The sequence below is a fragment of the bacterium genome (assembly GCA_017744355.1).
Lineage (GTDB): Bacteria > Cyanobacteriota > Sericytochromatia > S15B-MN24 > UBA4093 > JAGIBK01.
This window is the reverse complement of the sequence record JAGIBK010000006.1, coordinates 79,514-103,378: the sequence shown is the minus strand read 5'-3', so window position 1 is coordinate 103,378 and position 23,865 is coordinate 79,514. Positions and strand designations below refer to the sequence as shown.

Below are 23,865 nucleotides of genomic sequence, written 5' to 3'. Positions count from 1 at the left end.
TGTCCCGGGGCGCGCCCAAGGAGTCAATCGGCCTTCGGGCTGATCGGGGCTCAGCCTCGCTCGCGGCTTGCGCTCATTTGTTCGAACGCTTACCATGGAGGGCATGTCCACGTCGATCGCCAAGCTGCAACAGGCGCTTACCGTCGAGGCGCGCCGCCAGTACCCCAACCTGCAGGGGCAGACGGCGCGCTTCTCGGATTTCGTCTGCGAGCAACTCGCGATCCTGCGCCTCACCCTGATGCCGAATCCCTCGGTGCGTGCGCGGCTCTCTCAGCTGGGCGACGGCTTTGCCCGCTATGACGCCCTGACGCCGCCCGAGCGGGCCACCTTGGTCGACGGGATGCTCGCCCTCTTGCCCTACCTCTCGGGGCCTCGCGCCGAGGTCGCGCTTCATGCGCCGACCGGCATGCTCAACCCCGCCGACGCGTCGCGCCTGGCGCAGCGCGTGCGCGAGCAGCCGCCCGAGTATGGGATGCAGCAGACCCCGCGGCCCGCGGCCGCCGCTGCTAAGGTTCAGCAGCCCGCAGCGCCCACCCCACAAGCTGCCGTGCCCGTGCAGCAGGCGCCCGGCCGCACCGCGGCCCCCAGAGCGGCCAAGCCCGTTTCGGGCGAGGGGCTCGACCAGGCGGTCCAATGGGTCAAGGGTGTCGGGCCGCGCATGGGCGAGACGCTCGCGAAGCTTGGGATCCTCACGGTGCGCGACCTGATCGGGCACTACCCCCGCACGCATCTGGACTACCAGAGCCGGACCAAGATCCGCGATCTCAAGGTCGGCGAGAAGGTGACGGTCTGGGGGACCGTCCGCAAGGTCGAGGCCTTCAGCCCGCCCCGCAAGCCCAACATGAGCATCATGTCCGTCACCATCACCGACGGCAGCGGCTCGGTCACGGCGCGCTGGTTCATGGGCAAGGCCAATCGCTTCCAGCTCGAACAGTTCAAGAAGCGCTTCCCCATCGGCGGCCAGGTGCTCATGTCCGGCGAGGCTCGCCACGACGAGTACCAGGGCCGGCTGTTCTTCGATCGCCCCGAGCTCGAGCTCTTGGGAGAAGGCGGCGAGGAGGACTCGGACTCCCTGCACGTGGGCCGCATCGTCCCGGTCTATCCGCTGACCGAGGGCCTGCACCTCAAGGGCCTGCGCAAGTCGATGCACGTGGCGCTCGAAACCTTCGGGCCGCTGATCAAGGAGACGCTGCCTGCTGAGGTGGTCTCGCGCTGCGACCTCTTGGGTCGCCGGGAGGCCCTCCAGGCCATCCACTTCCCGAAAACCATGCAGGAGAAGGAGCTGGCGCACCGGCGCCTGGCCTTCGAGGAGTTCTTCTGGCTCCAGCTGGGCCTCGGCTTCAGGCGCGCGCAGCTTCGCAAGACCACCGAGGCGATCGCGCTGCCCGCCAACGGCGAATTGACGAACAAGCTGCTCGAAAACCTGCCCTTCAAACTCACGGGCGCTCAGCAGCGGGTCTTCGACGAGGTCCGCGCGGACCTCGCCTCGGCGGAGCCCATGAACCGCCTGGTGCAGGGGGACGTGGGCTCAGGTAAGACCGTGGTCGCGCTCTTGAGCCTGTTGGTGGCGGTCGAGAACGGCTACCAGGGGGCACTCATGGCCCCCACCGAGATCCTGGCCGAGCAGCACTACAAGAAGTTCGTCGAATGGCTGACCCCCATGGGGATCCCGTGCGCGCTGCTGCTGGGCAAGCAGGGCAAGCGCGAGCGCAACCAGTACCTCAAGGCGATCGCCAGTGGCTACACCCCCATCGTGGTGGGCACCCACGCCCTGATCCAAGAGAGCGTCGAGTTCCAGAACCTGGGGCTGGTCGTGATCGACGAGCAGCACCGCTTCGGGGTCAAGCAGCGGGCCACCCTGCGCACCAAGGGCCGCCACCCCGAGGTCCTGACCATGACGGCGACCCCCATCCCGCGCACCCTGGCGCTGACCATGCACGGGGATCTGGACGTGTCGGTCATCGACGAATTGCCGCCCGGTCGTAAGCCCATCCAGACCTCGTGGGTCACGGGCAAGGGCCGCAAGGGCGCATGGGCGCTGGTGCGCCGGGAGCTCGAAATCGGGCGTCAGGCCTACATCGTCTTCCCGCTCATCGAGCAGTCGGAAGAGATGGAGAACGTCCGGGCTGCGACCGAGGAGGCCCAGAACCTCCAGAACGAGGTCTTCCCCGACTACCGGGTGGGTCTCTTGCACGGCCAGATGCCCTCCGACGAGAAGGACGCGGTCATGCGTGCCTTCCGCGACCACGAGCTGGACATCCTGGTGGCGACCACCGTTATCGAGGTGGGGGTGGACGTGCCCAACGCCTCGGTCATGGTGATCGAGAACGCGGAGCGGTTCGGCCTCAGCCAGCTCCACCAGCTGCGCGGCCGGGTGGGCCGCGGTGCCGAGCAGTCGTATTGTATCCTGGTCACCAGCGGGAGCAGCGAGGCCACCAAGCAGCGCATGCAGGTCATGGTGGCGACCAACGACGGCTTCGTCATCGCCGAGCAGGACCTCAAGCTCAGAGGGCCGGGCGAGTTCCTGGGCACCCGCCAGAGTGGGCTGCCCGACTTCATGCTCGCCGACCTCGCGCAGGACACGGCCCTGCTGGAAGCCGCGCGCAAGGCGTCCTTCGAGCTGCTCGCGGCCGACCCTGATCTTTCGCGCCATCCTCACGCCAAGGCGGAGCTGTACCGCCACTTCCGTAGCAACCTCGGTTTTCTTGGGATCGGTTAATGCAGATCATCGCAGGCGCCCTCAGGGGGCGCAAAATCAAGACCCTCACCGGCGAGCTGACCCGCCCGACCACCGGCATGGTGCGCGGGGCTATGTTCAACATCCTGGGGCCGCGCATCCACGACGCCCGGGTGCTCGACCTGTACGCGGGCAGCGGGGCGATCGCGCTGGAGGCCCTCTCGCGCGGCGCGAGCGACGTGGTGATGGTCGAACGGGCGTCTGAGGCCCTCTTGGTCATCGCCGACAACCTCAAGGCGCTGGGAGTGGGCGATCGCGTCCAGGTCCAGCGCGGCGAGGTCCACGCCAAGCTGGCGTCGCTCGAAGGCCCCTTCGACGTGGTGATCGCGGATCCCCCCTACCGCACCGAGGACTGGGAGAAGCTTCTCACAGCCTTGCAGCGCCCCGGGCTGCTCGCTCCCGACGCGGTCGTCCTGCTCGAGCATGCCAAGGGCGAGACGCTGCCCGAAGTGGTGGGCGAGGCTGTCTGTCGGCGCGTCTATCGCTACGGCCTCGCGCAGCTCGCCCTGTACGGCCTCGGCGAGGCGAAGTAGCCCGAGAACCTCGTCGCCGCTGATCTCGACGGGGCCTCGGCCCTTGCCTAGACTGGCGGCATGACCGAGCCGTTCTGGTTGCAGCCCTTGACGGGGCTGCTCGCCTCGCTCGACGCGGGGCCCGACGGCCTCACGGAGCAAGAGGCCCGCTCGCGGCTTTCGCGCGTGGGGCCCAACCTGCCGGCCCGCGCGGAGCGGGCGGGGGTGCTCCGGCAGTTCTTCGATCGCTTCGCGAACCCCCTGGTCTGGATCCTGCTCGCGGCGGCCATCATCTCCGGGGCCTTCGGCGAGGCGCTCGACGCCGCCATCATCGTGACGATCGTGCTTGCGAGCGTGCTAGTGGACTTCTTCCAGTCCTACCGCTCGCAGCGCGCGGCTGAGGCCCTGCGCCACCAGGTCGGCATTCGCGTCGAGGTGCTGCGCGACGGCCGGTGTCGAACGATACCGGCAACAGAGGTCGTGCCGGGTGACGTCTTCTTGCTCTCGGCGGGCAACATGCTCGTCGCCGATGCGCGCCTCATCGAGGCCAAGGACCTCTTCGTCGATCAGGCGGCTCTGACCGGCGAGTCCCTGCCCGCCGAGAAGCGGGCCGTCGATCTTTCTGGCGAGGCTGTGGGCCTGGACGAGGCCGTGAACGCGGTCTTTGCGGGGACCTCGGTGGTGAGTGGCACCGCCCGTGCGATCGCCGTGAAAACGGGGACAGCCACCGCTTTTGGCGACATTGCCGCGCACCTTGCCGCTCAGCCGCCACAGACCGAGTTCGAGCGGGGGCTTGCGGGCTTTTCCGCGATGATCCTGAGGGTCGTCATCGCCCTGGTGCTCTTCGTCTTCTTCGTGCTGGCCTTGCTCAAGCGCGAGCCGGCCGAAGCCTTCATGTTCTCGCTGGCGCTCGCGGTGGGCCTGACGCCCGAGTTCCTGCCCATGATCATCGCCGTCACGCTCTCCCGGGGCGCCATGCGAATGGCTCAGAAGCACGTGATCGTCAAGCAGCTCCAGGCCATCGAGAACTTCGGCAGCATCGACGTGCTGTGCAGCGACAAGACCGGTACCCTGACCCAGGGTGTCCTGGCGCTTACCGCGAGCGTGGATCCTCTCGGTCGCGAGGCCCCCGAGGTCCTGGCCGCGGCGGTGCTCAACAGCACCTACGAGACGGGGATCCGCAGCCCCTTGGACGAGGCGATCCTGCGCGCGCCCCACCCCGAGCCGGCCGCATGCCAGAAGCGCGACGAGATCCCCTTCGACTTCCACCGGCGCCGCGTGTCGGTGGTGCTGGACCGCGCCGGAGAAACGGTGCTCATCACGAAGGGGGCTCCCGAGGCCGTCCTTGCGGTCTCGGCCTCTTATCGTGAGGAGGGGCGAGAGCGGGCGCTGGATGAGTCGGCGCGTGAGGCGGCTCTTGCGACCTTTAAGCGTCTCAGCGAGCAGGGGCTACGCTTGCTTGCGATCGCGGAGCGCTCGATCGAAGCCAAACCCGTCTACGGGGTCGAGGACGAGCGGGATCTTTGCCTGCTCGGCTTTGTGGCCTTCCACGATCCCCCGCGCGCGGACGCCCAGGCGGCCCTGAAGGCCCTCGCCGCGGACGGGATCCGGGTGGTGATCCTCACTGGGGACAACGAGTGGGTGACGCGGCACGTCTGCGAGGCCGTGGGGCTGGATGCACGGCGGTTAATGCTCGGTCGGGACCTGGAGCGGGTCCGGGAGAGCGCCCTTCCGTGGGTCGTCGAGCGGGTAGGCGTCTTTGCGCGGGTGACGCCCGAGCAGAAGATCAGGGTGCTGCGCGCCCTCAAGGTGCGCGGGCACGTGGTGGGCTACCTGGGGGATGGGATCAACGACGCGCCTTGCTTGCGCGACGCGGACGTGGGGATCTCGGTCGATTCGGCGGTCGACGTGGCTCGGGCGGCGGCGAGCATCATCCTCTTGGAGCGGAGCCTCGCGGTCTTGCACCAGGGGGTGCTCGAGGGGCGTCGCAGCTTCGCGAACGTCATCAAGTACATCCTGATGGCCATCAGCTCCAACTTCGGCAACATGTTCAGCATGGCGGGCGCGGCCTTGCTGTTGCCCTTCCTGCCGATGCTGCCCATGCAGATCCTGCTGAACAACTTGCTCTACGCCCTCTCGCAGCTCGCGATCCCGGGGGATCGGGTGGAGCCGGAGGCTCTTCTCAAGCCGAGGCGCTGGGACGTTCGCTTCATCCAGCGCTTCATGGTCGTGCTCGGACCGATCAGCTCGATCTTCGACTTTCTGACCTTCTGGCTGCTGCTCTGGGCCTTCCGGGCGACGGCGCCGCTCTTTCACACCGCCTGGTTCGTCGAGTCGCTGCTCACTCAGACCCTGGTGGTCTTCGTGATCCGGACGAGTCGCTCGCCGTTTCGCCATCCGGCGGGGCGCGGGTTGCGCCTGAGCGTGTTCGGCATCTGCGCGATCGCCGTGTTGCTGCCCTACTCGCCGCTTGCCCGCGCGCTGGGCTTCACCCCGCTGCCGCTGAGCCTGCTCTTGAGCATCCTGGGGATCACGGCGGCATACCTGCTGCTCGCGGAGCTTGCGAAGCGGCAGTTCTATCGCTCGGCAGGGGGCAGGGGGAATTCAGGAGGCGTTTGATTGGCGCTTAGCGCGAGGTGCCCTTGGTCGTGACCAGGGCGAAGGCGTTCTCGAACTCGCTGGCGGTGACCTTGCCGTCGCGGTTGGCGTCACACATGGCGAAGGGGAGGGCGACGGCCTGAGCCATCTCTTCGGCCGAGAGGGCGCGATCGCCGTTCACGTCCATCCGCTTGAACTCGGCAGCGGCCGTCTGGCGGATGGTGGTGACGATGGCCTCGATTGCATGCGGGGGAGCGAACTCGCCCAGGGTCAGGGTGCCGTTGCCGTCCGCGTCGTAGGCGTCGAAGCCCTCGGGATCGAGGCCGACCGAGATGGCCTCGGCCTTGGTCACGAGCCCCGAGTGGTCCACGTCGAGCATGTCGAACTTGGCCTGGAAGTAGGCCTTCACCGCCTTGGTGACGGTCGCGACGGACTGGGCGGTCGTGCGGGCATCATCCGCGCCCTTCGGGGCGGTGGGGGCGGCGCCGCAGCCGGAAAGCAGCAAGACCAGGAGGGCAACGGAGAGGGAGGCGCGTTTCAAAAGAGGCTCCTTAGTTCGTTCTTAACCTCTTCTGTTATCGCTCCCTCAGCCGGGATCTTGCTAGACGTGCTCCTTATCGGCCCACTTCCGGCCGAGATCGGGCACCTGGTAGGCTTCGAGCTGGTCGAGCAGCCCCTCGGGGGTCGTGTCCACCAGGATGAGCCCGCGGTGGCTCGGCGGGATGAAGCCTTCGGCCACCGCGTGGTCCACCAGCGCCATGAAGGCGTCGTAGTAGCCCGCCACGTTCAGCAGGCCCACCGGCTTGCGATGGATGCCCAGCTGGCCCCAGGTGATGACCTCGAACAGCTCCTCGAAGGTGCCGTAACCGCCGGGCAACCCGATGAACGCGTCGGAGCGCGAGGCCATCAGGGCCTTGCGCTCGTGCATGGTCTGGACCACGTGCAGCTCGGTGAGGCCGCGGTGGCCCACCTCGCGCTGGAGCAGAGTCTCGGGGATGACGCCGATCACTTCGCCACCGGCTTCGAGCACCGTGTCGGCGACCTCGGTCATCACCCCCACGCTCGCGCCGCCGTAGACCAGGCCGCAGCCGCGCGCGACCAGGGCCCGGCCCAGGGCGCGGGCCGATTCGACGTAGGCGGGACGGTTACCAGGCTTCGAGCCGCAGAACACACAGATTCGATTCATCGAGGGGCTGCTTTCATTCACGAAGGGGGCGCCGAAACCCCCATTGTAGCGCGCAGCCCCCCGTCCCGCCCAGGGCCTCAGTCAGCCTGGAGCATCGCCTTGAATTGAGCGAGTATCCGCTCCGTGTATCGCTTCGCGTTCGCGACCATCTTCTTGCGCTGCGCCTGGTCCAGGGTCGTGGCCCATGCGATCGCCTCGCGGCCTGCATTGACCCCCACCGCATCCTGGAAGGCTGCCGTGAGCGCCAGCTTGTCCATGTCGCGGTAGTAGCGGCTGTCCGCCTGGATGACGGCATTGAGCCGCGCGGTGCCCTTCGCCTGGTCTTGCTGCTGGAGCTGCTGGAGGCCTGCTTGCTGCTGCGGCGTCAGGGTCACGCCCTCGAGCATCGCCGCGTAGGCTTCTGCTCGCCACTTCTGCACCAGCGGATCGAGGCGAGACGGAGCATCGGCGAGCACGCCGAGCGCCTTCTTGCGTTGCTCGTCGCTCAGCATGCCATGGACCTTGGCCTCCACGTCGGCCATCTTGGCGGCGAGGTCGCGATAGCGCCCCTCGATCGTCCCAAGCAGGGCATTGCTCGCTTGCACATCGACCGTCGGTGCTTCCATCAGCGTGGCGAACTTCTGGTAGTCGGCCTTGAGGGCGCTGAGATCGAGGCCCTTGAACTCTTGGCGCACCAGCGCCTTGAGCTTGGCCTGCTGCGCTTGGTCGATGCCCATCTGGCGGTAGGCTTCTTGCTTGTACGCCTTGAGCTCATCGAGCGGGGTGGCGGCCGCGACCTCGAGGGAGGGCGATCGCGAGGGGACGGGGACGGGCCGAGAGGCCGTGCCACAGCCGCTCAGCGAGGCAGAGAGCGCCAGTCCGGCCAAGACGGCCAGGCGGGTGACGCGAGTCATGGGGAACGCCTCCTTGTCTTGTGCTTGAGCTTCACCCCCCGAGCTTAGGCGCTGCGGCGCCAGGGCGAAAGGCGGCCGGTTCCGAACTTGGGGCAGCCCATTCCTCGCTCGTGGCCTGGCCTTGGCTGCGATACAATCGGAAACAATGCGTCACACTTTCCTTGACCACGCCAGGAGCGAGGCGTACATTTAAGCAAGGGATAACCGAACTTTTAGGAGGACTTCTCAATGGCCACTAAAGTGGGGATTAACGGTTTCGGTCGTATCGGTCGCCAGGTGCTGCGCATCGGCCTCAAGAACCCCGAGCTGGAGTTCGTCGGCATCAACGATCTGACCGACGCCAAGACGCTCGCTCACCTCTTCAAGTACGACTCGGTGCACGGCGTCTACCCCGGCACGGTCGATCACACCGACAGCGCCATCATCATCGATGGCCGCAAGATCGAGATCTCGGCCCAGCGTGACCCGGCCACCATCCCCTGGAAGAAGCTCGGCGCTGAGCTCGTCATCGAGTCGACCGGCATCTTCACCGACGCCGAGAAGGCCAAGGCCCACCTCGCCGCCGGCGCCAAGAAGGTCATCATCTCGGCTCCCGCCAAGGGCGAGGACATCACCATCGTCCTCGGCGTCAACGAGAAGAGCTACGATCCCGCCAAGCACCACATCATCTCGAACGCTTCCTGCACCACCAACTGCCTCGCGCCGGTGGCCAAGGTCCTGCACGAGAACTTCGGCATCGTCAACGCGATGATGACCACGGTGCACGCCTACACCAACGACCAGCAGCTGCTCGACATGCCCCACAAGGACCTGCGCCGCGCCCGCGCCGGCGCCATGTCGATCATCCCCACCACCACCGGCGCCGCCAAGGCCGTCGCGCTGGTGCTCCCCGAGCTCAAGGGCAAGATCAACGGCATGGCCATGCGCGTGCCCACCCCCGACGTCTCGGTCGTCGACCTGGTCGCCACCGTCGAGAAGCCCATCACCGTCGAAGCCATCAACAACCTCCTCAAGGAGGCCGCGGGCAACGGCATGAAGGGCATCATGCAGTACACCGACGAGCCCCTCGTCTCGATCGACTTCACCGGCAACCCGCACTCGACCATCGTCGACGCCGACTCGACCATGACCATGGGCGACAAGATGGTCAAGATCGTCGCTTGGTACGACAACGAGTGGGGCTACTCGAACCGCGTCGTCGACCTGGCCGCCATGGTCGGTAAGACCCTCGCGACTGCCGTCGGTTAAGCCTCATGTCGAAGCTGAGCCTGTCTGATCTCAAGGACCTCCAGGGCAAGCGCGTCCTGGTGCGGGCCGACTTCAACGTGCCGCTCGACGGCAACAAGGCGATCACCGACGACACCCGGATCCGGGCGACCCTGCCCACGATCAAGTACCTCATGGACAAGGGGGCCAAGGTTATCTTGGCCTCCCACCTGGGGCGCCCCAAGGGCAACACCCCCGACCTGAGCCTTTCGCCCGTGGCCAAGCGCCTGGGCGAGCTCTTGGGCACCGACGTGCGGATGGCTCCCGACGCCATCGGCCCCGAGGTCAAGCAGATGGTCGAGGCCCTCAAGCCCGGCCAGCCCCTCTTGCTCGAGAACATCCGCTTCCACCCGGAAGAGGAGAAGAACGACCCCGCCTTCGCCAAGCAGCTCTCGGAGCTCGCTGACGTCTACGTCAACGACGCCTTCGGGACTGCTCACCGGGCGCATGCCTCGACGGCGGGCGTTGCGAGCTACCTGCCGGCAGCGGCGGGCTTCTTGCTCAACAAGGAGATCTCGGTGATGGGCAAGGCCCTCGCCAACCCCGAGCGGCCCTTCGTGGCCATCATCGGCGGGTCCAAGGTCTCGAGCAAGATCGGCGTGCTGGACAACCTGATCGGCAAGGTCGATACCCTCATCATCGGCGGCGGGATGATCTTCACCTTCCTCAAGGCTCAGGGCCTCGAGGTGGGCCGTTCGCTCGTCGAGATGGACAAGCTGGAGCTCGCTCGCGAGCTGATGGCCAAGGCCGAGCGCTGCGGCACCTCGATCCTCCTGCCGGAGGACGTGCTGGTCGCGGGTGACATCAAGGCCCCCACGGCGAGCGCCACGGTCGCCATCGACCACATCCCCCCGACCGAGATGGGCGTGGACATCGGGCCGCGCACGGTGGATGCGATCCGCCGCGTGCTCGATTCGGCCATGACTGTGGTCTGGAACGGCCCCATGGGCGTGTTCGAGAACCCGGCCTTCGCCGAGGGCACCCGCGCGGTGGCCCAGTTCCTCGCCGATCGCACCGCCCACGGCGCCATCACCATCGTGGGCGGCGGCGACTCGGTGGCGGCGGTCGAGCAGATGAACCTGGCCGATCGCTTCACCCACGTCTCGACCGGCGGCGGCGCGAGCCTCGAGTTCCTCGAAGGCCTCGAACTGCCCGGCATCAGCGCCCTCAACGACAAGTAAGGGCATCCCCGCTTCTTCCTGCCCCTCGCATTCGCGGGGGGCAGGGCATTACGGAGAAACACATGTCGCAACGTACCCCCGTCATCGCCGGCAACTGGAAGATGTTCAAGACCATCGAGGACGCCCGCGCCTTCGCGGCGGCCTTCGACGCCGACGCCAAGAACAGCGTCGATCCCGAGGTCGTCATCTGCCCGCCCTTCACGGCCCTCAACGCTCTCAAGGAAGCCTTCGCCGGAACCCGCGTCCAGCTGGGCGGCCAGAACATGCACTGGATGGACGAAGGCGCCTACACCGGCGAGATCTCGCCCGTCATGCTGCGCGATGCCGGCGCCACCCATGTGATTATTGGTCACTCGGAGCGTCGTGAATACTTCCACGAAACCGACGGCACCGTCAACCGCAAGGTGGCCGCCGCCCTCCAGTGGCAGCTCACTCCCATCGTCTGCGTGGGCGAAACCCTCGAGGATCGCGAGGTTCAATTGACGGATAATGTCATTATCGTTCAGACCCAGCGCGCCCTCCTGAACATCGCTCCCGAGCTGGTCGCGACCTGCCTTTTCGCCTATGAGCCCGTCTGGGCCATCGGCACGGGCAAGACCTGCGCCCCCGAGGAGGCCAACCGGGTCGCCGGTGTCATCCGCGACACCATCGCCCGGATGATGGGCCAGGACGTCGCCGACCAGGTTCGGATCCTGTACGGCGGCTCGGTCAAGCCCGAGACGATCGCAAGCCAGATGGCGCAGCCCCACATCGACGGCGCCCTGGTCGGCGGCGCGAGCCTCGATCCCAAGAGCTTCGCGGCCATCGTCAACTACAAGGCCGCGGCCGCGCGCTAACGGCCATCAGGCGGGGCTGCTAGTCCCGCCTGTTCTTTTCTCCAAGGCGAGAGGCGGAAGCTCCGAACGGGAGGCGTCGTGTCCGAGATCAAGCGTTACGAGGATTTCTGGCCCTTCTACGTCTCGCAGCATCGGGATCCCGTGTGCCGGGCCCTGCACTTCGTCGGGACCACCGGCGTCCTGGTCGCCCTGGGCCTTGCGCTCATCCGTTCGCCCTGGTGGCTGCTGCTTGCGCCGCTCGTCGGTTACGGCTTCGCCTGGGTCGGTCACTTCGTCTTCGAGAAGAACAAGCCCGCCACGTTTACCTACCCGCTCTGGTCGCTGAGAGCCGACTTTCGCCTGTACCGGTACATGCTGACCGGCCGGATGGATAAAGAGCTCGAACGCCTGGACCTCGAGAATCTGCCAAAGGAACATCGATGAAAAACGGACCGCTCGCCCTCATCGTCCTCGACGGCTGGGGTATCAACCCCAACCGCGAGGGCAACGCGATCGCCATGGCCCACAAGCCCAACTGGGATCGCTTCATGCAGCAATACCCCTCGGTGGCCATCCCCACCTCGGGCGAGGCGGTCGGCCTGCCTCCCGGCCAGATGGGCAACTCGGAGGTCGGTCACACCAACATGGGCGCGGGCCGCGTGGTCTACCAGGACTTGGTCCGGATCAACAAGTCCATCTACGACGGGGACTTCTTCACCAACCCGGTGCTGGTCGAGGCCATGGAAGGCGCCAAGCGCCGCGGCGGTCGCCTGCACCTTATGGGCCTGGTCTCGGACGGCGGCGTCCACAGCTCGCAGGAGCACCTCTACGCCCTGTTGGAGATGGCCGCGCGCCTCGGCGTGCCCCAGACCTACGTCCAGGCCATCACCGACGGGCGCGACACCCCCCCCACCTCGGGCGGGCGCTACCTCCATGAGGTCCAGAAGCGCCTGGATGCCATGAGCTACGGCGAGGTCGCGACCATCGTGGGCCGCTACTATGCCATGGACCGTGACAACCGCTGGGAGCGGGTCGAGATCGCTTACCGCGCCTTCGTGGACGGGGTGGCCGAGCACCGCGCTTCGAGCCCCGGCGAGGCCATGGAAGGCGCGTACCTGCGCGGCGAGACCGACGAGTTCATCAAGCCGATCATCGTGGCGGAGGAAGGCCGCATTCGCTCGGGCGACTCGGTGATCTTCTTCAACTTCCGGCCGGATCGCGCCCGTGAGATCACCCGTACCCTGACGGATCCCACGTTCGACGCTTTCGAGCGCCCCAACTTCCCCCAGGTCCAGTACGTCTGCATGACGCAGTACGATGCGAACTTCGGGCTGCCGCTGGCCTTCTTGCCCCAGTCGCTCGATCGCATCCTCTCGCCGGTGCTCGCCGACGCCGGGGTGCGCCAGCTGCGCACGGCCGAGACCGAGAAGTACGCGCACGTCACCTTCTTCTTCAACGGCGGGGTCGAGAAGCCCTACCGCGGCGAGGAGCGGGTGCTGATCCCCAGCCCCAAGGTGGCGACCTACGACCTCAAGCCCGAGATGAGCGCCTTCGAGGTGGCGGACGTGGCGGTGCAGTGGATCAAGGACGCGAAGACTGACGTCATCATCATGAACCTCGCCAACGCGGACATGGTGGGCCACACCGGCGACCTGCGGGCGACGGTGAAGGCGATCGAGGCCCTGGACATCTGCCTCGGCCGCATCATCGGGGCCATCGAGGCCAAGGGCGGCACGGCGATCATCACCGCTGACCACGGCAACGCCGAGGCCATGTACGATCCGTCCACCGGCGAGATCATGACGAGCCACACCCTCAACCCGGTGCCGCTCATCCTGGTCGGCTCCGACGCAAAGCTCAAGACCGGCCTGCTGTCGGACATCGCGCCGACCATGCTCGACATCCTGGGCATCCCCCAGCCCAAGGAGATGACGGGGCACTCCCTGCTGGTCCGTCCCTAATCTTTTTCGGTTCTGAACGAGAGGGCCGCACCAGACGGTGCGGTCCTCTTGTTTCAAATGTTCCGCTCCATGGTATAGGATCTATGGATTTTTGAAGATCCAAAGTCGTTTTCCGGGGAGGCCCGGATCGGGGGATGGATGAACGAGGCACTGCGCCGCTTCAAGGCCGAGTTTTTCAAGGCGCTCGCGCACCCGCTGCGGATCGCGATCCTCGACGCGCTGCGCGAGGGAGAGCGGGGCGTCAATGAGCTTGCCGAGCACCTGGGGGCGGAGCCGACCACCCTCTCGCAGCAGCTGGCCGTCCTGCGCGCGCGGAACCTCGTCACGGGACGCAAGGAGGGCAGCTTCGTCCTCTACAGCGTGAAGGATCCGGCGATCTTCACCCTCTTGGACGACGCCCGGGTCATCTTCAATAACCACCTGGTCGAAATCCGCGACACCCTGGAGTCCCTCGAGCCGGCGCCCTGAGCCCGGCGCGAGGGTCTCATTTTTTTCTTGAGCATCTTCAAATCTTTGAAGATCGTAGAATGTTGAAACTGAGAGGGCGCCATGCAACCGACAGCCATACCGCTGAGCGAGACACGACCGACCGGGCAACGCCCGCCGTGGCTGGGGGACCTGATGGGCGGCCTCACCTCGGCGGTGGTGGCCCTGCCCCTGGCGCTCGCCTTCGCGGTGGCGAGCGGAGTCGACCCCAAGGCGGGCCTCTACACCGCTATCGTGGCGGGGATCGTGGCCTCCCTCTTCGGAGGCTCTCCGCTCCAGATCACGGGGCCCACCGGGGCCATGGCGGTGATCCTCGCGGGGATCGTGGCCCAGTACGGCATCGAGCGGGTCTGGATCGCGGGCCTGATGGCGGGCCTGATCCAGCTGGCCCTGGGCCTCGGTCGTCTCGGTCGGTTGGCCTCTTATCTGCCCCTGCCCCTCATCACCGGCTTCACCAACGGGATTGCGATCCTCATCTTCGCGGGCCAGCTCGGCAATTTCCTGGGGCTCGCCCACCAGACCCCCAAGGGGTCGCTGCTCGCGCAGGTGGGGTGGCAACTGGCGCACCTGGGACAGGCCAACCTCGCGGCGGTGCTCGTCACCGTCGGCGTGGTGCTCGTCATGGTCCTGTGGGGCCGGGTGAACCAGAGCGTGCCGGGCTCCTTGGTGGCGCTCTTGCTCGCGACCATCGCGTCGAGCCTGCTCGGGCTCGACCTGCCCCGGATCGGCGCCATCCCCCAGGGCTTGCCGCTGCCGAGCCTGCCCCCCTTTGCGCCCGAGCTGCTGGGTGAGCTCGTCCGCCCGGCGCTCGCGCTCGCGGCCCTGGGCTCCATCGAGTCCCTCTTGTCGGCGGCGGTCGCCGATAGGCTATCGGGGGGCAAGCCGCACGATCCGGACCGCGAGCTCGTCGGCCAGGGCCTCGCGAACCTGGCGGTTCCCTTCTTCGGCGGGATCCCCGCCACCGGCGCGATCGCCCGGACCGCCGTCAACATTCGCTCGGGAGCCAAGACCCGCCTGTCGGGCGTCATCCACGGCCTCGTCATCACCCTGGTGGTGGTTGCCCTTGGCCCCTTTGCCGCCAACATCCCCCTCGCGGCCCTGGCGGGGATCCTGATGGTGACGAGCTGGCGCATGATCGAGTGGGAGCAGGTCAAGCTCCTGCTGCGCTCCACCAAGTCCGATCTGACGGTCATGGGCGTGACCTGGCTGGTGACGGTGCTCTTCGATCTGGTGCTCGCGGTCGAGGTGGGCCTGGCGATCGCCGTCGCCCTCTTCTTGCGCCGGATGGCGGACCTGCACCTGGTCAGCCACCCCGAGGTGTGCCAGGCGTGCGGGGTCTCGCCTGCGATCGCCGACGACATCCGGGTCTACGAGGTGGATCGGCCTCTCTTCTTCGGGGACGCCCGGCGCTTCGCCGAGACGGTCCTCGCCGACGTCCGCTGTCGGGGCATGGTGCTCGGGATGGGGGCGGTCACGACCCTGGACGTCACGGCGGCGATCGCGCTCGGCAATGTGGTGCGCGAACTGCAACACCGGGGCGTCAAGGTCGCCCTGTGCGGCCTGGTCCCAGAGGTTGCCGACATGCTTGATCGCTTGGAGGTGGCCGGTACCCCTTACCGCTTTGCGCGCGCCGAGGAGGCCGTTGCTCATCTGGCCCGCGAGCTCGAAGAGGCCCCGCAGGCCTGAATGGCCTGGAAGCCAAAACGCCTCACAAGCCTGAAAGGCTGGCAGTAAAACGCCCCGGACGCGTCGGCGTCCGGGGCGAAGGGCTTGGGGGAGTGGCTTAGACGATGCAGTCCAGCGCGCGGCCCATGGGCTTGCCGCCCTTGAGGATCTGGACCATCAGGGGCACGTCGCTCGCGTAGACGCACGAAGCCAGGCGCATGTCCTTGGCGCTGAGGCAGCTGCGGTGCGCCAGGAAGTCGGTGCGGACCCCCTGGGCGATCAGGTGGCTCGGACGGGCGGGATGGCGCGTCTCGGGGTCGACGAAGACGGCGCAGTCCTGGCAGACGCCGTCACGGCAAAGGGGGCAGGTCTCGAGGCGGCTGCGCATCCCACAACGGCAGGGATGCTGCAGCTCGTGCGGGAAGAAGACGATGGCGGTGCGGTTAGGCAGCGTAAGAGGTTGCGATGTCTTGGTGCGCATGCGGATGAGTCCTTTCCGCCTGGATGAGACGGTCTCGTGAGTGCGACGGAGCAACGGATGCTTGCTCCTTTTTACTGCACCCGAGTCGGAGGAACGACACAGGTTTGCACAAGGCTTTTCGCCGGATGGACGAGAAGGGCTTGGATCGCGCTGACGAAAGCTCCATTGTAGCCACGGTCTGACGACTTAGCAAGTCTTCATAAAATCCTGATTCGCGGAACGTTAAGGATCCGCTTGGATCTGGTTATCGGCACTTGGGGGTGGAAAATTGCGTCCGCGGCGAAAAATCCTCGCGCGCGGAGGTGGAAAGGCCCGTGGGGCGGCCGTCTTCAGCGCTTGGCCGGACGGATGTGCTGGGTCTGGGCGACGATCACCCGCTGCACGTCGGTGATCATCTGGGCCGAGAGGTCGTGGACCGAGGCGACCACGTTCGGGATCATGAGGCTCACGATCAAGAGGCCGATGCCGGGCTTGATGGTCTGCACGAAGTCGAGCAGGTTCTGGGCTTGCGGCGTCGAGCGGTTGAGGACGCCCAGTCCCACGTCGATGAGCAGCACCACGATCACCGCCGGCATGGACATCTGGACGACGATCCCCAAGAGCGCCCCCGTGACCTGGAGGATGACCCCCCACAGAGCGGGGGTGACCCTGAAGCCGCCGACGGGCACCAGCTCGAAGGATTGGAAGAAGCCGCCCAGGTACAAGAGATGGCCGCCCCCCAGGCAGAAGACCGTGAGGGCCAGGTAGTAGAAGATCTGGCCGGTAGGGGTCGAGTTGGTGCGGATCATGGGGTTCATGGTCGAGATCATGGTCAGGCCGATGGCCTGCGCGATGAAGTCGCCTGCCCCCTGGATGGCGAAGTGGACGATGGCGCCGGCGAACCCGAGCGCCATGCCGAAGACCAGCTCCGAGATCACGAGGATGGTGAAGGCCAGGAAGTGGTCCGGGGCCTGGGGAACGCTCGGGAGGCTCGTCCAGTAGATCAGGGCGAGGGCCATGGCGAAGGCCATGCGGCCCATGGCGGGAATCACTCGGCTGCCGAAGACCGGTGCCTGTAGCGTCAGGCCGATGCAGCGCGCCAGGATGAGCACGAAGCCGGGTGTTGCCCGGTTAACGAAGTCGATGAAGGGAAGGACCGCGGGCTCTGCCATGGGCCTAGCGCGCGAGCATCCCGGGGATCGAGCTCCAGAGGCTCGTCAGGAAGCCGACCATGGTCGAGAGCAGCCAGGGCCCGAGCAGGATCAGCCCCCCGAAGACCGCGATCGACTTGGGCACGAACGAGAGGGTCTGCTCCTGGATCGAGGTGATGGTTTGCAGGAGCGCCACGATGAAGCCCACCACCAGGCTGATGACCAGGATCGGCCCGGAGAGCAGGAGGACCATGATGATGGCCTGGGTCGCGACGTTGATGACGGTCGTGTCGGACATGGACGCCTACTTGAAGCTCTGGACGAGGGCGGCCATCACCAGGTGCCAGCCGTTCGCCAGGGTGAAGACCAGTAGCTTGAAGGCGTTCGAGATCATCTGCGGAGGTAGTGAGCTCATGCCGAGCGCCAACAGGACGTTCGAGACCACCAGGTCGATGACGATGAACGGGACGTAAATGATGAAGCCGATCTTGAAGGCCGTGGTGAGCTCGCTGACCATGAAGGCCGGGATCACCACCTGCAGCGGCACGTCCGCCGGCGTGTTCGGAGCCGGGGTGTTCGAAAGCCGGATGAAGAAGCCGAGCTCCTGCTGCGAGGTCTGGCGCAGCATGAACTCCTTGAGCGGCGCCTGGGCGCGCTCCAGCATCACCGGTTGCGAGATCTGGCGGGCGAAGTAGGGCTGGAGCGCCGTCTTGTCGATGGTGTTCCAGACCGGGGTCATGGTGTACATGGCCAGGAAGAGCGCGAGCCCCAGCATCACCGGGTTGGGCGGGATGCTCTGGGTGCCCAGCGCCTGGCGCAAGAAGCCCAGCACGATGATCGTGCGCATGAACGAGGTGGTCATGACCACCAGGAAGGGCAGGACCGTCAGCGTCGCCAAGAGGATGATCAGCGACACCGAGGTGGTCATGTTGGGCGCACCCAGCGGGTTGCGCAGGTCGAAGCCCCCGAAGGCGTTGGCGGCCAGATCCCCGGCGGCCTGGGCGTGGGCGGGCAGCATGGGCAAGAGGAGGGTGACGAGCCCCGCTATGAGCCCCAGGCCCAGCGCCTGCTGCCACCAGGTGCGCTTGCGGGGCTCGTGCGGCTCCGCCTCTGCGACCAGCTTCTCGAAGTCCGGCGTGAGGTCCTCGTCGTCCAGCTCGGCGATCGCGTTGAAGCCGCCCTCGCTCATGCCGACCAGCCAGTTCCGCTTGCCCACGTTGACGACCATCAGCTGACGCTTGGCGTCGAGGGCGAGGCGGTCCAGGACCTTGATGCCCTTGGGGCGGAAGGTGAGGCCCGGCATGCGGCCGTTCTTGGTGAGGCGCAGGCTGACGTAGCCCAGGCCGACCATCAGGAGGGTGACGAGCAGGAGCTGCACCAGGTAGGGGCCGATGCTCAGGTCAGGGGCGGGTGCAAGGGCGGGCAGGGCGCTGGTGGTGGCGCTCAGCGCCGAAAAGGACTCGGTGGCTTCCATCTTTACCCCATCGTGCTCGAAAGTTCGCTCTGGAAGATCTTGGTGATCTTGATGCCGAAGTTGGCGCCGATCACGACCACCTCGCCCTGGGCGACGATCTTGCCCGCGGCGATCACGTTGACCGGCTCGCCGGCGAGCTGGTCCAGCTCGATGACCGAGCCCTCGGCCATCTGCATGACCTGCTTGAGCGGGAGGCTGGTGCGGCCCAGCTCGACCGAGACCTGCAGCCGGATGTCGCGCAGGAGATCGAGGCTGCCGCGGATGTTGGTGTCACCGTGACCACCCCCCGAGAGGGGGCCGAACTTGACGGCGTTGTAGCCTTGGCGCTGGTCTTGCCATTCCATAGTTGGGCGCTACCTTCCGAAATCTTGACTCGCGTGGTGGGAGAGCAAAGGGCGTTACCTCCCGAGATGCTGGGTCGCGTCGCTGCTCAGCTTGAGGACCTTGATGGCCTTGTGGTCCTCGAGCATGACGGCGCGGCCCTTGCCGACGGGCTTGCCGTTGATGCAGACGGTGATGGTGTTGTCCTTGGGCCGCGGCAGCTCCAGGATGGAGCCCTCGGCCATGGTGAGCCAGTCGGTCAGGGGCAGCTCGGTGCTGCCCAGCTGGGCGCTGACCTGCACGTAGACGTTGGAGAGCTGCCCCATGGCGCTGTCGAAGCTGACGTCGAAGTCCGGACGCCGGGCCGAGATGATGTTGGTGACCGGGGGCTCCTGCTCGGTGGGAGCGTCCTCGACCTGCTCGGCGGGGGCGGCGACCAAGGAGGCCGCCGTCTCGACCGGGTCCTGGAAGCCCAGCTGGCGCGCCAGGTCCTGGAGCTGGCTCTGGAACTGCTGGGCGATCTGGTCGGTCTCGTGGCCGATGGAGGCGAAGTCGAACTCGGGCTCGGGGGTCTTGGGCAGCTCGGGGATCTTGATCTTCATGTCGGGCTCTTTCTCCTCGGGCCGAGGGTCCGAGAAGCCGGCCGTGAAGTCGGCCTTGCCGAGAAAGAGCGTGGAGAAGACGAGCAAGAGCCCTGCGAGGCCCACCGCGTTGGTGAAGGCGAGGTTGGGGTTGGTGCCCACCCCGATGGCGGTCAGGACGGCCTGGAGGGTCGGCGGCAGGTTCTGCGGGTTGGAGAAGACCGTCTTGGCGAGCCAGATGGCGCCCGCGCCGAACCAGAAGCCCAGCGACAGACCGTAGTAGTAGCCGATCATCATCCGCAGGAAGGGCCAGGTGCCGCTGCCGCCGAAGGGGTCCTGACGCGGGTCGAAGGCCTCCTGCCGCAGGGCGGCGAAGCCGAAGCCCGCGATCGCAAAGACCATGCCGTAGCCGAGCGCGCCCCACAGCGCCCCGTCCAGGAAGATCCCCTGGGTGAGGCTCACGGGCAGCGGCGGCAAGGGGGCGGTGTTGAGGCCGAGTGGCTCGCCGAGCAGCATCTTGGCCGCGATCGAGATCCAGCGCTGGATGGTCGTCACGCCGTAGGGCGAGAGCATCAGGGAGTGGCCCGACCCCGCCCCGTAGAGGTTGACGAGGGTCAGGGGCAAGAGGGCGAGGGCGACGATGGCCCCGCGCCAGAAGCCCATGGGCTTGATGACCACCTTGGGGATCGACGCGCGGCAGAAGAAGTGGTAGCCCACGCTGACGCCGAAGCCGAGCGCGCCCAAAGCGCCCACGACCAGCATGGGCAGCCCCAGCTTGGCCTGGACGGCGAAGAGGAAGAGCATGACCAACGGCGCGAGCCCCAACCACAGGGGGATCGCCTGGGGGCGCAGGAGGCGGGCGCGATCGCGGGCCGACATGGGCGCGTCCTCAGTCCGCGCCCAGGCGGACGATCTGGACCGCCTTGCGCAGCCCGTCCGGGCTGGTGCCCGGCTTGGCGAGGATCCGGGCGCCGCCGCCCAGCTCGACGACCAGCGGATCGGTGGCGGTCTGGTCGAGCACGATCACATCCTCCTCTTCGAGGCTCTGCAACTCGGCGACGGTCATGGAGGTGGCCCCCAGATAAGCGACGACCGGGGTCGGGACGTCGCCCAGGTGGTGCAGGCGCGAGTCCATGTCCTCGCCGCCGGTCTGGACGTGGGTGTAGTCGGCGGCCACCTTGAGGCTGTCGGCGTAGGGCACCAGGTAGGGCTGGGGGATGGCGAACATGACTCGCCCCAGCGGCTGGGAGGGGACGGTGGTGCGGAAGGTGATGGCCGCGATGGGGGTGCTCGTCACCAGCCCCATGAAGATCTCTTGCAATTCGGAGAGGTCGGGCATCTCGGGGAAGGTGCCGTGCTGGTTCTCGGTATCGCTCAGGATATCGGCCCACTGCTCGCCAAAGACCAGCGAGAGCCGGCGGACCACCTCGTCGATGGTGTCCAGGTGCTCGTCGGTGAAGCGGCGGTTGGCCGGTAGGCCGATCAGGCTCTTGGCCGAGGCGTGGTCGATCAGGGCGAAGAGGCCCCCCGGCTGATCCACGAACTGGAGGATCCCCCAGACGGCGTCGGCGCCGTACTTCTCCTGGAGGGTGGCGAAAGGATAGGTCTCGACCGAGACGACGGCCCAGTCGGCCGCGGGCAGCTCAACGCCGGTCCCGCCGCCATCCTCCTCGTCGTCCTCGTCGGCTTCGTTCTGGGCGAAGGCGCGCATGGCGTCCGCCATCTGGGAGCCGAGGTGGTACAGCGCCCGGTAGAGGTAGGCGTCGCCTTGCGGGGCCTGGTTCATGATTAGCGAATTCAAGTCTTCGCTCATAAGGCATAGGGTAGCAGTTTCCCGAACAATACGCCAGATGCGGCTTTTCGGCCTCTCGGTCGCATCCGGTCAAGCAAAATCCCCCCTCGGGACCGAGGGGGGATCGTCGAAGGGGGAAAGCAGCTATCGGATGAGCTGGTTGACGTCGTCGATCAGGCTGTTGCCGACCGAGATGATCTTGACGTTGGCCGTGAAGCTCTTCTGGGCGATGGTGAGCTCGGGCAGGGTGGTGTTGACCGACGAGTTGGAGGTCTCGAGGGCCATGGCGTTGATCGAGTTGCTCGAGCCGACCGGGCCCCGGTCGGTGCCCGCCACGCCCACGAAGGCGCTGCCCGCCGTGTTGTTCCAGGTGAAGTTGGTGCCGTCCGTGCGGTAGAGGCCGTCGGGGGTGGCGAAGGTCATGACCGAGACGTACTTGTTGTACTTTTCCTGGCCGCCGATGCCGGTAGCGGCGCCGAGGGTCAGCTTGCCCGACTGCTCGAACTCCACGCTGGAGTCGGGCACGTCCTGGGTGCCGCTGTTGCGCAGCAGGCCCGTGGTGTCGAAGGCAACGCGATTCAACAAATCCTCGTTGACGCTGAACGTGCCGTTGGAGTCCTTGATGAAGGGGTAGCTGTAGGGCTTGAAGCCCATGCCCACGTCACCCGAGGCGCCCGGCTCGTTGGTGATCGGGCCGATGGCGTCGCCGTTGTTGGCGCGCGCATCCAGGAAGGGCGAGGGGGTGCCCGGGACGCCCGGGTTCGGATCGGGCTTGTAGCTGCCGGTGACGCCCATGACGTAGTAGCCGTCCTGGTTGACCAGGCGCATGACGCCGACCTCGGAGTCGCGGCCGAGCTTGGCGCGGTCATCGGCGCTCAGGATCGAGGGATCCGACTCCAGGTTGAAGGTGAAGGAGCCGTTGCGGGTGAAGATCAGGTCCTTCATGGAGGTCGGGTTCTTGGTCTTGGAGAGCACGAAGAACCCGTCGCCCGAGAGGGCCAGGTCGGTGGGGCGCTGGGTGCCGTTGAGCGAGCCCTGCGAGAAGTCGGTGCGGGTCGACTTGATGGCGGTACCGCCGACCGAGAACTGGACGGGATTGATGCCGCCGAAGTCGCCGGCTCCGCCGCCCGTAGTGCCGGGGGCACCCGCCGAGAGGTGCTGGGTGAGCACGTCCTCGAACTGGACGCGGGTCTGGCGGAAGCCCGTGACCGTCGAGCCCGTCAGGTTGCCCGCGAGGGCCTTGAGCCAGGTGTCGATGGCGCTGATGCTGTTGGTGGCGGTGATCCGGACGTCAGACATTCGAGATCCTCCTAGATCGTGCGGGGCTACGCGCCGACGTGAATGACGGACGAGAGAGGATAGTACAGCTCGCCGACCTTGACCATGGGGCTGTCGCCCGAGAAGTCGACGGCGGTGACCTGGCCGCTGAAGGTGCCGGTGTCCTTGCCGGTGCCGACCTTGACCGTGACCTGCTGGTTCATCAGGCCCGCGGCGATCGCGCTGTTCTGGTAGACGGTGCTGGCGGCGTTGAGCTTCATCAGCCCGATGGAGGACTCCATCTGGGCGTACTGGGTGATCATCGCCGTCGGCTCCATGGGGCTGTCAGGCGTCTGGTTGGTGATCTCGGCGATCAGCAACTGGATGAAGTCCATCTTCTGGGCTTCGGGATCGGTGGGCGTCGTCGTGGTGGAGCCGACCGACTTGGGCGGCGTGTAGGTGATGCCTTGGACACCGTAGACGGACATGCGGCGCTCCTTTCCCAAAGGGTCGCAGGGACGGACCCTTGGCATTGTACCCTCGCCGCGAAGGGCTTAACCGTGCGTTTGCGCACGCTTGCGGCCTTACGGCCGTCGCTTGTCCTTGAAGAAGTCGAGGATCACCCCTTCGTGGATCGTGCCCTCGTTGTGCCCGAGGCCCGCGAAGCGCTTGAAGGTGTTTACGATCCCCTGCGCGTCGAGGGCGGCCTTGAGGCGCTCCGAGTGGGTGATGGGCACATACTCGTCCGCGTCCCCGTGCTCAAGGTAGATGGGGATGCCCGAGAGCTCGTCGGCGCGCGCGACCAGATCGGTGCGCGAGCGCTGGGCCTCGCTGAGGGCGCCGCCGTAGGCCGTATCGATCGAGGTGGCGTACATGCCGTCGTGGGCCTCGCGCATCCGCATGAGGTTGCTCCAGCCCTGGCTGGTGGCGACGGCGGCGGGGGCGTCCGGCGTCCCCTTGGCAGCAATTGCTGCCAAGAGGGCGGTGCCGCCTCCCATGGAGAAGCCCGCGTAGTAGATCCGATTGGGATCGATCGGGTAGCGCTCGCGCAGGCGCCGCAGCATGGCCTGGTGCATGGCGATCGAACGCTCGTTGCCCCAGTGGGCGGGCCCCGCCAGATCCCCGGAGGCTGCGATCCAGCCCAGATCGGCGGTGAGCTTCGCAAAGCGCGTCAGCTTGGTCATTTGGCGGGCGTCCTGGTCGTATGAGTGGAAGAAGACCACCAAGGGGTAGCGATCGCCGCTCGCCGGATCGAAGCTCGCGGGCAGGGAGACCACCACGTTCTGGCCCTCGTAGTTTTCTTCGACGACCTTGGCGGCCCCGAGGGGATTGGGCGTGGGCCTGGGGGGCGTGTAGTCCCGGATCGGATCCTCCACGTGGGGCGGCGCCTGGACGCACCCCAGCGGCAGCAAGAGCGCCAGGACAAGGACCGGAGCCTTCGGACGGATCGGGTGCATGCCTCCTCCTCACTCGGTATTCCTTGGTAGGATAGAGCCAAGGAGCCGGGGCATCCTTGCCCCCCTGGCACA

At 66.8% G+C, this 23,865-nt stretch carries 23 protein-coding genes; 10 read left to right on the top strand and 13 right to left on the bottom strand.

What is annotated here, in order from left to right:
- The first annotated feature begins 94 nt into the window (after nt 1-94).
- The 3 genes from recG to mgtA are packed head-to-tail and all read left to right on the top strand — an operon-like array spanning nt 95 to nt 5,868.
- Nucleotides 95-2,719, top strand: coding sequence for an ATP-dependent DNA helicase RecG (gene recG, locus J7643_15550; GenBank protein MBO9542002.1), 2,625 nt, complete (start codon nt 95-97; stop codon nt 2,717-2,719).
- On the top strand, nt 2,719-3,270 hold the full coding sequence (gene rsmD / locus J7643_15545; GenBank protein MBO9542001.1) for a 16S rRNA (guanine(966)-N(2))-methyltransferase RsmD: 552 nt from the start codon (nt 2,719-2,721) through the stop codon (nt 3,268-3,270). Before recG ends, rsmD begins: the two co-directional genes overlap by 1 nt.
- 60 nt (nt 3,271-3,330) lie before the next feature.
- Entirely contained in the window at nt 3,331-5,868 is a 2,538-nt protein-coding gene (gene mgtA / locus J7643_15540) for a magnesium-translocating P-type ATPase (GenBank protein ID MBO9542000.1), read from the top strand.
- Nucleotides 5,869-5,875: 7 nt separating this feature from the next.
- Here the strand turns inward: mgtA and J7643_15535 are convergent, their stop codons facing one another.
- From J7643_15535 to J7643_15525, 3 genes are all read right to left on the bottom strand, one after another.
- Complete coding sequence (locus tag J7643_15535) at nt 5,876-6,388, bottom strand: hypothetical protein (protein ID MBO9541999.1); 513 nt, start codon at nt 6,386-6,388, stop codon at nt 5,876-5,878.
- Nucleotides 6,389-6,448: 60 nt separating this feature from the next.
- Nucleotides 6,449-7,033, bottom strand: coding sequence for a TIGR00730 family Rossman fold protein (locus tag J7643_15530; protein ID MBO9541998.1), 585 nt, complete (start codon nt 7,031-7,033; stop codon nt 6,449-6,451).
- Between the two features lie 77 nt (nt 7,034-7,110).
- Nucleotides 7,111-7,926, bottom strand: coding sequence for a hypothetical protein (locus J7643_15525; protein ID MBO9541997.1), 816 nt, complete (start codon nt 7,924-7,926; stop codon nt 7,111-7,113).
- A gap of 228 nt (nt 7,927-8,154) precedes the next feature.
- On the opposite strand from J7643_15525, the gene gap reads away from it, so the two are divergent.
- The 7 genes from gap to J7643_15490 all read left to right on the top strand — a co-directional run bounded on the left by gap (nt 8,155) and on the right by J7643_15490 (nt 15,321).
- Nucleotides 8,155-9,174 (top strand): type I glyceraldehyde-3-phosphate dehydrogenase, encoded by a 1,020-nt coding sequence (gene gap / locus J7643_15520; GenBank protein ID MBO9541996.1) that lies wholly within the window; start codon nt 8,155-8,157, stop codon nt 9,172-9,174.
- Nucleotides 9,175-9,179: 5 nt separating this feature from the next.
- The gene (locus tag J7643_15515) at nt 9,180-10,373 is read left to right on the top strand and encodes a phosphoglycerate kinase (protein ID MBO9541995.1); all 1,194 of its coding nucleotides are present in this window, start codon (nt 9,180-9,182) and stop codon (nt 10,371-10,373) included.
- A gap of 62 nt (nt 10,374-10,435) precedes the next feature.
- Nucleotides 10,436-11,209, top strand: a complete 774-nt coding sequence (locus J7643_15510) for a triose-phosphate isomerase (GenBank protein ID MBO9541994.1) — start codon at nt 10,436-10,438, stop codon at nt 11,207-11,209.
- A gap of 87 nt (nt 11,210-11,296) precedes the next feature.
- Nucleotides 11,297-11,632, top strand: coding sequence for a DUF962 domain-containing protein (locus tag J7643_15505; protein MBO9541993.1), 336 nt, complete (start codon nt 11,297-11,299; stop codon nt 11,630-11,632).
- Entirely contained in the window at nt 11,629-13,149 is a 1,521-nt protein-coding gene (locus J7643_15500) for a 2,3-bisphosphoglycerate-independent phosphoglycerate mutase (GenBank protein MBO9541992.1), read from the top strand. Before J7643_15505 ends, J7643_15500 begins: the two co-directional genes overlap by 4 nt.
- 138 nt (nt 13,150-13,287) lie before the next feature.
- Nucleotides 13,288-13,617 (top strand): winged helix-turn-helix transcriptional regulator, encoded by a 330-nt coding sequence (locus J7643_15495; protein MBO9541991.1) that lies wholly within the window; start codon nt 13,288-13,290, stop codon nt 13,615-13,617.
- An 81-nt stretch (nt 13,618-13,698) separates the two neighbouring features.
- The gene (locus tag J7643_15490; protein ID MBO9541990.1) at nt 13,699-15,321 is read left to right on the top strand and encodes a SulP family inorganic anion transporter; all 1,623 of its coding nucleotides are present in this window, start codon (nt 13,699-13,701) and stop codon (nt 15,319-15,321) included.
- A gap of 97 nt (nt 15,322-15,418) precedes the next feature.
- Here J7643_15490 and J7643_15485 read toward each other — a convergent pair whose 3' ends face one another.
- The 10 genes from J7643_15485 to J7643_15440 all read right to left on the bottom strand — a co-directional run bounded on the left by J7643_15485 (nt 15,419) and on the right by J7643_15440 (nt 23,793).
- Nucleotides 15,419-15,781, bottom strand: a complete 363-nt coding sequence (locus tag J7643_15485; protein ID MBO9541989.1) for a hypothetical protein — start codon at nt 15,779-15,781, stop codon at nt 15,419-15,421.
- 329 nt (nt 15,782-16,110) lie between these two features.
- On the bottom strand, nt 16,111-16,932 hold the full coding sequence (locus tag J7643_15480) for a flagellar biosynthetic protein FliR (protein ID MBO9541988.1): 822 nt from the start codon (nt 16,930-16,932) through the stop codon (nt 16,111-16,113).
- 4 nt (nt 16,933-16,936) lie between these two features.
- Nucleotides 16,937-17,209, bottom strand: a complete 273-nt coding sequence (fliQ, locus tag J7643_15475) for a flagellar biosynthesis protein FliQ (GenBank protein MBO9541987.1) — start codon at nt 17,207-17,209, stop codon at nt 16,937-16,939.
- 6 nt (nt 17,210-17,215) lie between these two features.
- Nucleotides 17,216-18,385 carry a flagellar type III secretion system pore protein FliP gene (gene fliP / locus J7643_15470; GenBank protein MBO9541986.1) on the bottom strand — a complete coding sequence of 390 codons (1,170 nt, stop codon included), beginning with the start codon at nt 18,383-18,385 and terminating at the stop codon, nt 17,216-17,218.
- Between the two features lie 2 nt (nt 18,386-18,387).
- On the bottom strand, nt 18,388-18,729 hold the full coding sequence (fliN, locus tag J7643_15465; GenBank protein ID MBO9541985.1) for a flagellar motor switch protein FliN: 342 nt from the start codon (nt 18,727-18,729) through the stop codon (nt 18,388-18,390).
- Between the two features lie 54 nt (nt 18,730-18,783).
- Entirely contained in the window at nt 18,784-20,166 is a 1,383-nt protein-coding gene (locus J7643_15460) for a FliM/FliN family flagellar motor switch protein (protein ID MBO9541984.1), read from the bottom strand.
- A 10-nt stretch (nt 20,167-20,176) separates the two neighbouring features.
- Nucleotides 20,177-21,088, bottom strand: coding sequence for a FliM/FliN family flagellar motor switch protein (locus J7643_15455; protein ID MBO9541983.1), 912 nt, complete (start codon nt 21,086-21,088; stop codon nt 20,177-20,179).
- A 135-nt stretch (nt 21,089-21,223) separates the two neighbouring features.
- Entirely contained in the window at nt 21,224-22,378 is a 1,155-nt protein-coding gene (locus tag J7643_15450; GenBank protein ID MBO9541982.1) for a flagellar hook basal-body protein, read from the bottom strand.
- Nucleotides 22,379-22,404: 26 nt separating this feature from the next.
- Nucleotides 22,405-22,824 carry a hypothetical protein gene (locus J7643_15445; GenBank protein ID MBO9541981.1) on the bottom strand — a complete coding sequence of 140 codons (420 nt, stop codon included), beginning with the start codon at nt 22,822-22,824 and terminating at the stop codon, nt 22,405-22,407.
- A gap of 96 nt (nt 22,825-22,920) precedes the next feature.
- On the bottom strand, nt 22,921-23,793 hold the full coding sequence (locus tag J7643_15440; GenBank protein ID MBO9541980.1) for a prolyl oligopeptidase family serine peptidase: 873 nt from the start codon (nt 23,791-23,793) through the stop codon (nt 22,921-22,923).
- Between the last annotated feature and the right edge of the window lie 72 nt (nt 23,794-23,865).